This window comes from Streptomyces sp. NBC_00620, assembly GCF_026341825.1.
Lineage (GTDB): Bacteria > Actinomycetota > Actinomycetes > Streptomycetales > Streptomycetaceae > Streptomyces.
Genome location: NZ_JAPENY010000001.1, coordinates 2973457 through 2987658, shown reverse-complemented (window position 1 = coordinate 2987658; position 14202 = coordinate 2973457). Strand labels below are relative to the sequence as shown.

The following is a 14202-nucleotide window of genomic DNA, read 5'->3' as shown; positions in this document are numbered from 1 at the left end:
CTGGACCGCCGAACCGCGGGTTACTTCTTGCGGCGACGCGTGCCCTTCTGCTGCTTGCGGCGCTCCGCGCGCGTGAGGCCGTCCGACTCGGAGCGCACCGGCTCGTCGTCGTCACTGGCGAAGTCGCCCTCGACGATGCCGCCCTCGCCGTCCACGGTGGGCGCGGAGAAGTGCAGCCGGTCCGGCCGCTGCGGGGCGTCGAGCCCCTTGGCGCGGATCTCGGGACGCGCGCCCGCGGGGACCGCGTCCGTCTTCTTGTCCAGGGACGGCCCGGCGGCGTCCTCGACCGGGACCTCCTCGACCTGCTGCTCGACCTGGACCTCCAGGTTGAACAGGTAGCCGACGGACTCCTCCTTGATGCCGTCCATCATGGCGGTGAACATGTCGAAGCCCTCGCGCTGGTACTCGACCAGGGGGTCCTTCTGCGCCATGGCGCGCAGGCCGATGCCCTCCTGGAGGTAGTCCATCTCGTAGAGGTGCTCGCGCCACTTGCGGTCCAGGACCGACAGCACGACCCGGCGCTCCAGCTCACGCATGATCTCGGAGCCGAGCTGCTCCTCGCGGGCCGCGTACTGCTCGTGGACGTCGTCCTTGATGGACTCGGAGATGAAGTCGGCGGTCAGACCGGCACGGTCACCGGCGGCCTCCTCGAGCTCCTCGACGGTGACCTTCACCGGGTAGAGCTGCTTGAAGGCGCCCCACAGCCGGTCCAAGTCCCATTCCTCGGCGAAGCCCTCGGCGGTCTCGGCCTCGATGTACGCGTCGATCGTGTCGTCCGTGAAGTGCTGGATCTGCTCCTTCAGGTCCTCGCCCTCCAGGACGCGGCGGCGCTCGCCGTAGATGACCTCGCGCTGCCGGTTGAGGACCTCGTCGTACTTCAGGACGTTCTTACGGGTCTCGAAGTTCTGCTGCTCGACCTGCGACTGGGCGGACGCGATCGCGCGCGTGACCATCTTGTTCTCGATCGGTACGTCGTCGGGAACGTTCGCCATCGACATGACCCGCTCGACCATCGCGGCCTTGAAGAGGCGCATCAGGTCGTCACCCAGCGACAGGTAGAAGCGGGACTCGCCCGGGTCGCCCTGGCGGCCGCTACGACCGCGCAGCTGGTTGTCGATACGACGGGACTCGTGCCGCTCGGTGCCCAGGACGTAGAGCCCGCCGAGGTCCTTGACCTCCTCGAACTCGGCCTGCATCGCCTCCTTGGCCCTCTCCAGGGCGGCGGGCAGCGCGGCGGCCCACTCCTCGATGTGCTCCTCGGGGTCGAGGCCGCGCTGGCGCAGCTCCGCCTCGGCGAGGTCTTCCGGGTTGCCGCCGAGCTTGATGTCCGTACCACGGCCGGCCATGTTCGTGGCCACGGTCACAGCGCCCTTGCGGCCGGCCTGGGCGATGATCGGCGCCTCACGGTCGTGCTGCTTGGCGTTGAGCACTTCGTGCTGGATGCCGCGCTTGGAGAGCTGCTGCGAGAGGTACTCGGACTTCTCGACCGACGTCGTACCGACGAGGATCGGCTGGCCCTTCTCGTGCTTCTCGGCGATGTCGTCGACGACCGCCTCGAACTTCGCGACCTCGGTGCGGTAGATCAGGTCGGACTGGTCCTTGCGGACCATGGGCTTGTTGGTCGGGATCGGGACGACGCCGAGCTTGTAGATCTGGTGGAACTCGGCGGCCTCGGTCATCGCCGTACCGGTCATGCCGGAGAGACCCGGCATTTCCTTGCCCTGCTGGTCGTGGCGCTTGTAGAGGCGGAAGAAGTTCTGCAGGGTGATCGTGGCGAGCGTCTGGTTCTCGTCCTTGATGTCCACCCCTTCCTTCGCCTCGATCGCCTGATGCATGCCCTCGTTGTAGCGGCGGCCGGCGAGGATACGGCCGGTGTGCTCGTCGACGATCATGACTTCGCCGTCGATGACGACGTAGTCCTTGTCCTTCTTGAAGAGTTCCTTGGCCTTGATGGCGTTGTTCAGGTAACCGACGAGCGGGGTGTTCACCGACTCGTACAGGTTGTCGATACCCAGCCAGTCCTCGACCTTGGCGACACCGGACTCGTGGATGGCGACGGTGCGCTTCTTCTCGTCGACCTCGTAGTCCCCGGTCTCCTCGATGCCCTTGAGGGTGTTGCCCGCCTCGCCCTTCTTCAGCCGCGTGACCAGCTTGGCGAAATCGCCGTACCACTTGGTGGCCTGGTCGGCCGGGCCGGAGATGATCAACGGCGTACGGGCCTCGTCGACGAGGATGGAGTCGACCTCGTCGACGATCGCGAAGTGGTGGCCGCGCTGGACGAGCTCCTCCTGGGACCACGCCATGTTGTCGCGCAGGTAGTCGAAGCCGAACTCGTTGTTCGTGCCGTACGTGATGTCGCACGCGTACTGCTCGCGACGCTGGGCCGGCGTCATGTTGGCGAGGATGCAGCCGACGGTCAGGCCCAGGAACTTGTGGACGCGGCTCATCAACTCGGACTGGCTCTCGGCCAGGTAGTCGTTGACCGTGATGAGGTGAACGCCGTTTCCGGTGAGTGCGTTCAGATACGCGGGAAGCGTGCCGACCAGAGTCTTGCCCTCACCGGTCTTCATCTCCGCGACATAGCCGAGGTGGAGCGCGGCGCCGCCCATCATCTGCACGTCGTAGTGGCGCTGGCCAAGGACGCGCTTGGCAGCCTCACGGACGGTCGCGAAGGCCTCGGGCAGCAGGTCGTCGAGGCTCTCGCCGTCGGCGTACCGCTGCTTGTACTCATCGGTGAGGGCCCGCAGCTCGGCGTCGGAGAGGTCGACGAAGTCCTCTTCGATGGAGGTGACCTGGTCCGCGATGCGGTGCAGTTTGCGCAGGATCTTGCCTTCGCCTGCACGCATGATCTTTGAGAGGACGGACACTGGGCTATGTCTCCTTGCCGGTCGGGCCTGGGACGGTCGGTTGCAATGAAGATTCAATTAGCAGCTTGAGCAACGGCCATCGTAAGCGAGGACCCCACCGCGCCGGGAGGTCTGCCCGTGACAGCCACTAGGACAACGGGCAGGGGTTGCGGAAGGTGCCGCGTTCGCGTCGCGAAAAGTAATGAGGCACTCACTCTCAGCAAAAGAATGGCGTCCTTCCGCTCGCCCGAGCAGAATCGGCCGATGGACCCCGTCACTCTGACCACGGACCGTCTCCTGCTGCGCACCGTCGGCCCGCACGACACGGACGCCGTGTACGACGCCGTCCAGGACCCCGACATCCAGCGCTGGACCACGATCCCGTCGCCCTATCTCCGCGAGCACGCGGCGGGCTTCACGGACCAGATGGTGCCCGACGGCTGGGCGGACGGCTCCATGTTCACCTTCGGCGTCTTCGTCCCCTCCGGAGAACTGGTGGGCATGCTCGCCATCACGATGCGCTCCCTGGGCACCGGCGAGATCGGCTTCTGGGCGAAGAAGGAACACCGCGGCAACGGCTACATCACCGAGGCCGCGATCGCCGCGTCCCGCTGGGCCTTCACCGACATCTCCCTCGACCGGGTGGAGTGGCGCGCCCAGGTGGGCAACACGGCCTCCCGCGCCGTAGCCGAAAACGCCGGCTTCACCCTGGAAGGCACCCTCCGCTCAGCCATCAACAACAAGGGCGTACGCAGAGACTGCTGGGTGGCTTCCCTGCTCCCTTCGGACTTGGGCCTCCCCTCGACGGCCCCGTACTTGCCGACGCCGACGTAACAACCCTCCTCGCTGTGGGCATGCGTGCCGCTAGGGGCGGCACGGGTGGGCACAGCGGCACCCCGCAAGCGCCGGGCCACGCGACCCACCCCGACCCCAGCCCCCACCCCGGGAACCATGAGGCAGGCCCCCCACTGTCAGTGGCACCGCCTACCGTGAGGACATGACGAGCCTCCCGCGTCCCACCACCGAACTCTCCACCGACGAAGCCCGCCGCATCGCCCTACGCGCCCAGGGCTTCCTGGGCGCCCCGGACCGCAGGAGCGGCGTACGCGGAGTCCTGCGACACCTCGGCGCGGTCCAACTCGACACGATCTCCGTCCTCGCCCGCTCCCACGAGCTCATCCCGTACGCCCGCCTGGGCGCGGTAGGCCGCAAGACGGTCGACCAGGCGTACTGGACACCGGGTTCCGACGGCGCACCCCACGCCTTCGAGTACTGGTCCCACGCCGCCTGCATCCTCCCCGTGGAGGAGTGGCCCCACTTCGCCTTCCGCCGCCGCTCCTACCGCGCCCGCCCGCACTGGAACCACGACCTGCCGGACGGCACCTACGACCAGGTCATCAAGCAGCTCCGCACCGAAGGCCCCCTCACGGCCACGGACTTGGGCGGCGCGAAGAAGACCAGCGAGTGGTGGGACTGGTCGGGCACCAAGGTCGCCGTGGAACGCGCGCTGATGTACGGCGAGGTGGTGTGCACCGAACGCCGCGGCTGGAAGCGGGTGTACGACCTCGCAGAGCGCGCGATCCCCGACGCACTGCTCCATGACGAGCTGGACGACCCGGAGTGCCTGCGCCGCCTCGTCCGCCTCGCGGGCCAGTCCCTGGGCGTCGGCACACGCGCAGACATCGCCGACTACCACCGCCTCAAGGGCGAACAGGTCGACGCGGTGATCGCCGACTCGGGCCTGGTCCCGGTGACGGTGGCGGGCTGGGGCAAGCCCGCGTGGGCGGACCCGGAGTCCCTGGAAACGACCCCGCGCGGCCGCCACCGTACGACGCTGCTGTCGCCGTTCGACTCCCTCATCTGGGAGCGGGCCCGCACGGAGCGGATCTTCGGCTTCACCCACCGCCTGGAGGCGTACACCCCCAAGCCGAAGCGGGTGTACGGCTACTTCGCGATGCCGGTCCTCGCCGGCGGCCGGCTCGTCGGCCGCGTGGACCCCGCCCGCGAGGGCCGCACCCTGGTCGCCAAGCAGGTCACCCTGGACGGCCCCAAGGCCGTCCCCGCGGTGGCCCAGGCCCTGGTGGAGGCCGCGAGCTGGGTGGACTGCACGGACGTACGAGTGGAACGGGTGGACGCCCCGGAGCTGCGCGCCCCACTCACCAGAGAGCTGTCACGCGCACTCGCGTGACCACCCGACGAACCCGACTCCCCCAATTCACGCAAGCCACCCAACTCACCCGAGTGACTAGCGAATCTCGAGGATCTTCTCCCGCATCGCGTACACCACGGCCTCCATCCTGGAGTGCAGCTGCAGCTTCTCCAGGATGTTGCGCACATGGTTCTTCACCGTGTTCTCGGAGATGAACAACTCCTTGGCGATATCCCGGTTGTTCATCCCCGTGGCGACGAGCTTGAGAACCTCCAGCTCGCGCTCCGTCAGCCGGGGCGCGGGCACCAGCCGACGCTCGTCGGTGCGCTGGATCATCGACTTGAACTCGGTGAGCAGTTTCGACGCCATGGAGGGGCTGATCTGCGACTGTCCGTCGGCCACCGCGCGAATGGCGGTGGCCACTTCGTCGGTGGAAATCTCCTTGAGGAGATATCCGGTCGCGCCCGCCTTGATCGCGTCGTAGAGATCGGCTTCCTCGTCGCTGATCGTCAACATGATGATCTTCGCGCTGGGGGCCACCTCCTTGATGGAGGTGCACGCCTCGATTCCGCCCCGCTTCGGCATCCGTACGTCCATCAGCACGATGTCCGGCAGCAGATCGGCCGCTTTGTCGACCGCCTCGGCCCCGTCACCCGCCTCACCGACGACCTGGATGTCCTCCTCGGCCGCGAGCACGATCTCCAGACCGCGGCGGAAGAGGGCGTGGTCGTCCACCACCAGGACCCGGATGGGCTCCTTGCGTGGAGACCCCGCGTCCGGGCCCATGGCGACTACGCCGTCGCCGGCATCCGCGTCACGCATCGGTCCGAAGCTGTCCGCCATCGTTCCTCCCCCTGAAGGCCGTGGCCTGTGTTTCTTGTGCCATCGCCAACCCAAGGCAGCGGCCCACGGGTTGGGCCGGTACGGCCATGATTCCATGCCCGGGCGACAGCGCGGTGACAGCGCGGGGCGCGAAAGGTCGCACACCGGTGCCCCTGGGGGCGCACGAGCGCTCCAGGGGCACCGGCTCAGCCGTCACCGGGGTGGGTCAGCCGCCGAGCGCTCCGCCCGGCCCGGCCGACCCGGCCTGGGCGACCATCGGGTCCGTGTTGAGGTGGATGACGCCGTAGTCGTACGCGTGCCGCCGGTAGACGACACTCGGTTCCTTGGTCTCGGAGTCGACGAACAGATAGAAGTCGTGCCCGACCAGTTCCATCTCGTAGAGGGCCTGGTCAAGGGACATGGGTGCGGCCACGTGGGTCTTCTCGCGGACGACGAGGGGGCCTTCGCCCATGACCTCGAGGGGGCCGACCTTCTTGGTCGGCACGCTGTCGGGTTCCTCGTCGTGGACGACGCTGCCGTCTCCGTTGAGCGTCGCGGCGCCCGGCACGCGGTCGGCGACCTCTGCGGCCGAGATCCTGCCGGTACCACGGCGGGTGTAGCGCTTGTCGTGCTGCTTGCGCAGCCGGGCTTCGAGTTTGTCCGCCGCCAGGTCGAGTGCTGCATACGGATCGTTTGCCGAGGCCTCCGCCCGGATCACCGGACCGCGGGAGCGGAGCGTGATCTCCACTCGGTCACAACGGTCGGCCTGACGGGGGTTCGGCTCCTTGGACACCTCGACGTCGAGGCTGATCACCTTGCCATCGAGCTTCTGGATCTTCTCCAGCTTCAGCTTCTCGGCCACGTGCTTGCGGAACCTCTCGGGCACCTCGGTCTTGCGGCCCTTGACGACGATGTCCACGCAGAACTCCGTTCCCGGATAGCCCCACTCCACTGGCGGGGCGTCTCCCTTTTGCACCAGGCTCCGGTGAGTCCCGGAACCTCGGACTCGGTGACTTTCACCTCCTCCTCCCCCATGGGCAAGATCTACACCCCAACCGATGCGGGTGATTGCAAAAAACCCGCGGCACGGCATTCCGATATACGAGGTACGGCCTGCGCCATTGCCTCACAACCGAACATATCTCGCCCGGACGGATGTCGTCACCCTCTACTGCGGCGTACCTCCGTTCAGGTGAATTGGTCGAGTCATTACCTGCAACGATGCAAGTTCCCGGTCAGTTCCGGTTTATTTCGAACGAGTCAGGTGGCGCCGCGATCACTGCCGCGCAGATCATGACTCCCGCTCCGCCCATAGCCGTCACGCCTCCCGTTTCGCGCCTGTCCGCCACTCCCTGGGCCGCCCGTGATCGGTCTGCCCTCGCCGCCGCTTCCTCTGCCCCGCAGTCCCCTGCCGGTGCCCGTACCGCCACCCGGCAAACGTCGTCGGCGTCGCTGTCCGGCACCGCCGTCCGCACGGCACGCGCCGCCTCCGTCAGCGAGGCGCCCGTCGTCATCAGGTCGTCCACGAGCACGATCCGGCCGCCGTCCGCCAACAGCCGTTCACCCCCGGCAGCCACCTCCAGGGCGCCCGCGAGATTGTCCAGCCGCTGCCGGGAGTTGAGCCCCGACTGGTCGGCCACCACGCGCCGCTGCCGCAGCACGGCGAGCACCCGGGCCGGAGTCCCCGTACGACGCAGCTCACCCGCCGCGGCGAGAGCGATCCGCCGCGCCGGATCATGCCCTCGTGCCCGCACCGCCTGCCGCGAGGACGGCACGGGAACCAGCAGCACGCCCCCACGTCCGACTCCGCCGGCAGCTCCCGGCGGCACCCGCCCACTCCCCGCCGACGGCTGCCCGCCACCGACTCCCGTTCGGTCGTCCCGAACCCACGGCCGTCCCCCCTGCTCCCTTCGCGACCCGCCCGCCCCCGACCGGCCACCCGCAGTCCCCGGCAACCCGCCGCCCGCCCCCGACGGAGGCTCGGTCCACAGCTGCCCGTTCCCGCCCCTCAGCGAGCCCTCCGAGGCCATGAGCCGCCTCTCCTGCACTGGGAGGCGCGCGTACCCCAGTCCCGCCCGCACAGCCCCGGCCAGGGCCGCGCCGAGAGGCCCCGCGAGCATCAGCGCCCCCCGTTCCTTGTGGGCGAGGAGAACCGCCCGCACCTCGTCCTCATAGGGAGCCGCCGCGTGCACCACAGGCAGCCCGAACGGCTCCGGCACCGGTCGCACCCGGCTCGGTGCGGCCCCGGTCAGAGCGGCACGGCACTCGGTACAGAGCACCATGCGAGGCCTCCCGCAGCCTCCGCACTCGGCCGGCAGCACCAGATCCGTGAGGTCCTGCCACCACCCCCGCATGCCCACCACTGTGCCAAGGCACGGGCCGACCGGCCACCCCTGTGGATAACTCCCTGTGGATAACCGACGCGGCCGTCGGACAGCCCCGTCCACCCTGCGGAGACGTCACCCGCACAGCCGTCATCCGCGGGCAGGGCTACCCGGGATAGACCGGTGCCGTCCCGTCCTTGACCACTTGCTGCCACTGCTCTCCGGACGACAGCCGCACGATCCCGTCCTCCTCCGAGTGCGCCACCAGCGGCAGCCGCTCGTCCTCGGACGCGGCGATCTCCTTCACGCCCGTCAGCGCGGAGGGCGCCGTACCCACCGGAGTGGAGCCGTCGACCTGGACGTACCCCATCTGCTGCACGCCGCCTTCCTCGCGCCCGACCACCACGAGCCGGCTGTCCCCGGCCCACGACATGGCCGTGACCTCCTCCAGCTGCGGTGCCGCGGCACGCAGTTCGAGGATCGAGACCACGGGCCGCTCACCGGACTTGGTGTCGCGCTCGATACGCCCGATCTGCAGCGAGCTCTTGCCGTCCTTCTCGACGATCAGCGCGATCCGCACCCCGTCGGCGGCGACCCGTACGGCCTCGATGCGCCCGTCGAGACCCGGCGCCGAGACCACCAGCGGTTCGCCCGCGCCCTTCTCCAGCAGAAGAAGCCGGGGCTTCTTGGTGTCGCGGTCGGCCACCCACAGGTCGCCCCGTCCGTCCCAACTCGGCGTCGTCAGCCGGTCGTCCGCGGTCTTGCCCTCGCTGTGCAGCACCGCCTCCCCGAGCGAACTGCCCGACACCAGCGACCCGACGTACAGCGAACTCCCGTCGGTCGAGACCCCGGCCGCGATGTCCTCGTCCCGCGACACCGCTGCCGCCCGCAGCTTCGTGTCGCCCTCGCCCAGCGCACCGGGCACCGGCTCGGGCAGTTTGTCCCCGTTGCCGCTGGGCATCCGTACAAGACGCTGCTTGGCATCGATGAAGTACTGGTACTCGGGAGACTGTCCCGTGCCGTGCGAGGCCACGGTCTGCGCCTTCTCCTCATCGAGCGCACACAGCTGCGAGCCGTCCGACTTCTGCAGCTCCACCTCCTCCACCCCCGTGGGCGTCAGGTCCTGGAGCGTGAAGAAGAGTTGGGCCGCCATCTTGTTGCACTGGGCCTGTCCGACACGGTCGGCCTTGCTGTTCAGCGGAACGGTGACCCAGTTGCGGTCATCGGGCGACAGGGACTTGACGCCCTTCTTGAGCTCCGTACCGGAGGGGAAACTCGACGTCACCACGGGGTCCAGCCAACTGGTGGGCCCTTCCAGGAGCGTGCGGACCATCTCCGTCATCGGATCCACCTCCCCGCGTACATAGACCGGGTCGGCGACAGTCCTGAGCTGTCCGCCCTGTCCGCCTGTCCCGGAGGACACGTCCGAAGCGAAGTAGTACTTGTTGACGGAGTCGTAGTTGCGCTCGAAGTCGGACTTGCCCATCACCACACCCGGGGGCAGCCCGTCGATGCGCCACTGCTTGTCCTTCTGCTGAATGAGATGCACGCCCGCGGTGTACGCGCCGGACTCCGGCGCGTACGCGTGCTGCGCGTCCACCGTGGCGACCTTGCTGCCGCTCAGCTGGTACAGGAAACCGTCGTCGGCGCCTTCTCTGCTCGCCGAGTGCACCAACTCGGTGTTCGGTCCGTCCGCGAGCACTGCCGTGGACTGGTAGGGATCCCACGTCTTCCGAGCGGTCGCCGTCAGGTACTTGAACGCAGTCTCGTACTGCGCATCGTCGCTGGTCAGCGCCTCCAGGAAGCCCCGCACGATCTCCGCCGGCTGGGCGTCCTCCCGCGGTGGCACCGCGAAGACCCGGACCTGCGAGTCCGCTCGCGGCGTCGACTCGACGTCACGCAGATCCCCGCTGTCCGGCATCGAGGCGCACCCGGCCAGCAGCAGCGCGCCGCAGCCGACGTACGCCCCCACTCGCACCGGACGCCGTCGACCGCCTCGCCGCTCGCGGTCAGCGCCCACGAAATGCCTCCCCTTGTCCGAGCCCCTCCGGCTCCCCGCCGGCCCGCTCGCGCTCCTGCACGGTCCGCTCCCCGCCCGCGGCAGGTGCGTCGTCCGGACGTCGTACGGCGCCGGTGGGCCGCGGCACCACGCGCGCGCCGTTGCCCGGCAGCGCCGTCGGATCGGCCGTGGGCGACACCCCGGTCATCCGCGGCACGACCGGCGTCCGCTGCGGCGCACTCCCGCCCGTGGGCTGCTGCACCGGCACCGTCGCGAGCTTGCCACTGCCTCCGAGCGGCAAACCGGCCTCATTAAGTCCACGATTACGCCGTGAGTCCTTGGGCTCCAGCGGTATCGGCGACCCCCGCAGCGGCTCGTCCGCCGTCCGGGGCAGCGTGAGCCGGAACTGCGAACCGCCACCCGGCTCGCCCCAGGCCTGCAGCCAGCCGCCGTGCAAACGCGCGTCCTCCAGGGCGATGGACAGCCCAAGGCCGGTTCCGCCCGTAGTACGCGCGCGTGCCGGGTCCGCCCGCCAGAAGCGGCTGAAGACCCGGGTCGCCTCACCGGGCTTGAGTCCCACCCCGTAGTCGCGCACCGCGACCGCGACCGCGCCGCCCGCCGCGGCCAGCTTGACCACGACGTCCCTGCCCTCGCCGTGCTCCACGGCGTTGACGACGAGATTGCGCAGCACCCGCTCCACCCGCCGGGCATCCGCCTCGGCGATCACCGGCTGCTGGTCGCCGACGACCCGTATCTGTGTGCCCTTGCGCTCGGCGAGCGGATCGGCCCCGCTGACGACTCGCCGTACGACCTCACGAAGGTCTATCGGCTCGGCCTCCAGCGCCGCCGCACCCGCGTCGAAGCGGCTGATCTCCAGCAGGTCCGCGAGCAGCCCCTCGAACCGGTCGAGCTGGTCGGCGAGCAGTTCGGCGGACCTGGCGGTCATCGGATCGAAGTCCACGCGCGCGTCGTGGATGACGTCGGCCGCCATTCGCACGGTCGTCAGCGGCGTACGCAGCTCGTGCGAGACGTCGGACACGAACCGCCGCTGCATCCGCGACAGGTCCTCCAGCTGCTGGATCTTCAGCTGCAGGTTCTGCGCCATCTTGTTGAAGGCCTCGCCGAGCCGCGCGATGTCGTCCTCGCCGGTGACCTTCATACGTTCCTGGAGACGCCCCGCGGACAACCGCTCGGCGATGCCCGCGGCCATCCGTACCGGCGTGACGACCTGGCGCACCACGAGCCAGGCGATGGCCCCGAGGAGCACCACGACGAACAGCCCCGCCGTCGCGAGCGTCCCCTTGACCAGGCTCAGCGACTTCTCCTCCTGCGTCAGCGGGAAGAGGTAGTAGAGCTGGTACCGGTCGCCGTTGGGGTCGGTGACCTGCTTGCCGATGACCAGCGCCGGCTGCGAGTCCTTGGCGTCCTTGTAGACGACCCGCGTGTAGCTCTGGGCCGCCGCCGTGCTGCTGTCGACACGGGCGCGCAGGTTCTCCGGCACGCTCAGCGTCGGATCGACGTTGCCGGAGGAGCGCGGCCCCAGTCCGGCGCCGCCGTCACCGGCCGCGGTGGAGCTGAGCGTCACGACGTCGAAGGCGCCCTGGCCGCCGCTGGAGAGGGACACCACGAGGTCGCTCATCCACTGGCTGACGTTCTTGGAGGGGCGGCCGTCCGGGCTCGAGGTGTCGGCGCCGTTCGCCGTGGCCGCCGAGTCCGCGTTCTGCGCGGCCACCGAGAATCCGCCGGTGGCCTGGCTCTGCGACGCCTTCACCTTGGCGTCCAGCAGTCCGTTGCGCACCTGCCCGATGACGACGAAGCCGAGCAGCAGCACCACGCCGAGCGACATCAGCAGCGTGGTGACGACGATCTTGAGCTGGATGTTGCGCCGCCACAGCCGCATCACGGGCAGCAGCGGACGGCGCACCCAGCGCATGAACAGCCGAAGGACCGGGCTGCCCTGGACTCCGCCCTGGAGCAGCCCGCCCTCGACGAACTGGGCCCAGCGGGAGCCCGTCACTTTCCGGCCGACAGGCCGCCCCGACCGGACCCCCGGCTCACCGGGCGCCGAAGCGGCACTGTCCCGGGACATGTCAGCTCGGTCCGGCCTTGTAACCGACGCCGCGGACGGTCACCACGATCTCCGGCCGCTCGGGGTCCTTCTCGACCTTGGAGCGCAGCCGCTGGACATGGACGTTGACCAGGCGGGTGTCCGCCGCGTGCCGGTAGCCCCACACCTGCTCGAGGAGCACCTCACGCGTGAACACCTGCCACGGCTTGCGGGCCAGCGCCACCAGGAGATCGAACTCCAGCGGCGTCAGCGCGATCGACAGCCCGTCCCGCTTCACAGAGTGACCGGCCACGTCGATGACAAGATCACCTATGGCCAGCTGCTCCGGCGCCGGCTCCTCGGAACGGCGCAGCCGCGCCCTGATCCGCGCAACCAGCTCCTTTGGCTTGAACGGCTTCACGATGTAGTCGTCGGCGCCGGACTCGAGGCCCACCACGACATCGACGGTGTCGCTCTTCGCCGTGAGCATCACGATCGGCACCCCGGACTCCGCCCTGATCAGGCGGCACACCTCGATACCGTCCCGGCCGGGAAGCATCAGGTCCAGGAGCACCAGATCGGGCTTGCTCTCACGGAAAGCGGCCAGCGCCTTGTCGCCGTCGGCTACGAAAGACGGCTCAAAACCTTCACCACGCAACACAATGCCGAGCATCTCGGCCAGTGCGGTGTCGTCATCGACGACAAGGACTCGTCCCTTCATAAACGACATCATCCCATTAACTAAATCGTTACCTGGCGTGACCTGTCACACAGCTCGGCAAGCGCCTCAGCTGTCACGGGCGACACAGCGCCCCCTTCGGTCACGATCGCCGTCACCAACTCGGGCGGCGTCACATCGAATGCCGGGTTGTACGCCTGGGTCCCCAGGGGTGCCACCGGTATCCCGCCTCCCGCTTCCACTCCCGCCACCTGCACCTGAGGTGCTGTGATCTCCGTCACTTCATGACCTGCGCGCTGCTCGACCTCGATGGACGCCCCGTTCGGAGTGTCCAGGTCCACCGTCGTCACCGGCGCCACCACGATGAACGGCACATGGTGGTACCGGGCCAGCACCGCGAGCGGATAGCTCCCCACCTTGTTCGCGACCGAACCGTCGGCCGCGATCCGGTCGGCCCCGATCAGCACCGCGTCCACCTCCCCCGCCGAGAACAGCGAACCCGCCGCGTTGTCCGTGAGCAAGGTGTACGCCATTCCGGTGCGCGCCGCCTCGTACGCCGTCAGGCGAGCACCTTGCAGCAACGGCCGCGTTTCGTCCACCCACAGCCTGCGAAGCCGCCCGGCCCGGTGCGCCGCGAGGGCCACCGCGAACGCCGTGCCCTCCCCACCGGACACCAGCGCCCCGGTGTTGCAGTGCGTCAGGATCCGGTGTCCGCCGCCCGGCAGCAGCTCGTCGAGCAGAGCCAGTCCGTGCGTAGCCATCCGCGCGCTGGCCTCGGCGTCCTCCCGATGAAGCGCCCGCGCCGCGGCGAGCGCCGCCCCGGCCGCCCGCTCCGGATCGCCACCACCGGAGAGCACGGCACTGTACGCCGCCTGAGCCCTCCGTACTCCCACGGCGAGGTTCACCGCGGTGGGCCGGGCACCGGCCAGCGCCCGCGCGGCATCATCCACGTCGAAGCCGCGTACGGCGGCGAGCGCGACGCCGTACGCCCCCGCGATACCGAGCAACGGCGCCCCGCGCACGGCGAGCGTCCGGATCGCCTCCACCAGCGCGGGCGCGTCCGTGCACACCAGCTCGACTTCCTCGGCCGGCAGTCTCCTCTGGTCGAGAAGGACCAGTACGGGGCCTTCGGGTGGCTCGTCCCAGCGGATCGCCGGTATCTCCACCGGCCCACTGTCCTCGCGGTATTGCGCGTACTGATCAGCCATTCGCCCAGTCTGCCCCTTCCCGGGCGGACAATTGAAGGTGTGCAGCTCATACGACCCCCGGTCCCCAGTCGCGCACACCGTGGCACGATGGCTGCCAACCTGCCGCCGCGCCTGCGGACGGGCACCGT

At 69.2% G+C, this 14202-nt stretch carries 10 protein-coding genes; 2 read left to right on the top strand and 8 right to left on the bottom strand.

Going from position 1 to position 14202, the window contains the following annotated elements; all coding sequences use genetic code 11:
- Window positions 1–20 precede the first annotated feature (20 nt).
- A complete protein-coding gene (gene secA / locus OG246_RS13760) occupies window positions 21–2867 on the bottom strand; it encodes a preprotein translocase subunit SecA (RefSeq protein WP_266460734.1) in 2847 nt (948 codons plus the stop codon).
- Between the two features lie 243 nt (window positions 2868–3110).
- Between secA and OG246_RS13755 the strand changes: the two genes are divergently transcribed.
- Both OG246_RS13755 and OG246_RS13750 read left to right on the top strand, forming a co-directional pair.
- Window positions 3111–3680 (top strand): GNAT family N-acetyltransferase, encoded by a 570-nt coding sequence (locus tag OG246_RS13755; protein ID WP_266460731.1) that lies wholly within the window; start codon window positions 3111–3113, stop codon window positions 3678–3680.
- 163 nt (window positions 3681–3843) lie between these two features.
- Window positions 3844–5034 (top strand): winged helix-turn-helix domain-containing protein, encoded by a 1191-nt coding sequence (locus tag OG246_RS13750; protein ID WP_266460729.1) that lies wholly within the window; start codon window positions 3844–3846, stop codon window positions 5032–5034.
- Between the two features lie 57 nt (window positions 5035–5091).
- Here OG246_RS13750 and OG246_RS13745 read toward each other — a convergent pair whose 3' ends face one another.
- The 7 genes from OG246_RS13745 to mtnA form a co-directional block, all read right to left on the bottom strand.
- The gene (locus tag OG246_RS13745; protein ID WP_266460726.1) at window positions 5092–5838 is read right to left on the bottom strand and encodes a response regulator transcription factor; all 747 of its coding nucleotides are present in this window, start codon (window positions 5836–5838) and stop codon (window positions 5092–5094) included.
- 205 nt (window positions 5839–6043) lie between these two features.
- The gene (raiA, locus tag OG246_RS13740) at window positions 6044–6769 is read right to left on the bottom strand and encodes a ribosome-associated translation inhibitor RaiA (protein ID WP_266460723.1); all 726 of its coding nucleotides are present in this window, start codon (window positions 6767–6769) and stop codon (window positions 6044–6046) included.
- 283 nt (window positions 6770–7052) lie between these two features.
- Window positions 7053–8171 (bottom strand): ComF family protein, encoded by a 1119-nt coding sequence (locus OG246_RS13735; protein ID WP_266460720.1) that lies wholly within the window; start codon window positions 8169–8171, stop codon window positions 7053–7055.
- Window positions 8172–8307: 136 nt separating this feature from the next.
- Window positions 8308–10161: an LpqB family beta-propeller domain-containing protein gene (locus OG246_RS13730; protein ID WP_266460717.1), complete on the bottom strand. Its 1854-nt coding sequence runs from the start codon at window positions 10159–10161 to the stop codon at window positions 8308–8310.
- Window positions 10151–12229, bottom strand: coding sequence for an MtrAB system histidine kinase MtrB (gene mtrB, locus OG246_RS13725; protein WP_266460714.1), 2079 nt, complete (start codon window positions 12227–12229; stop codon window positions 10151–10153). Before mtrB ends, OG246_RS13730 begins: the two co-directional genes overlap by 11 nt.
- A 1-nt stretch (window position 12230) precedes the next feature.
- Entirely contained in the window at window positions 12231–12920 is a 690-nt protein-coding gene (mtrA, locus tag OG246_RS13720) for a two-component system response regulator MtrA (RefSeq protein ID WP_199820881.1), read from the bottom strand.
- 8 nt (window positions 12921–12928) lie between these two features.
- Window positions 12929–14074 (bottom strand): S-methyl-5-thioribose-1-phosphate isomerase, encoded by a 1146-nt coding sequence (mtnA, locus tag OG246_RS13715; protein ID WP_266460708.1) that lies wholly within the window; start codon window positions 14072–14074, stop codon window positions 12929–12931.
- Window positions 14075–14202 lie beyond the last annotated feature (128 nt).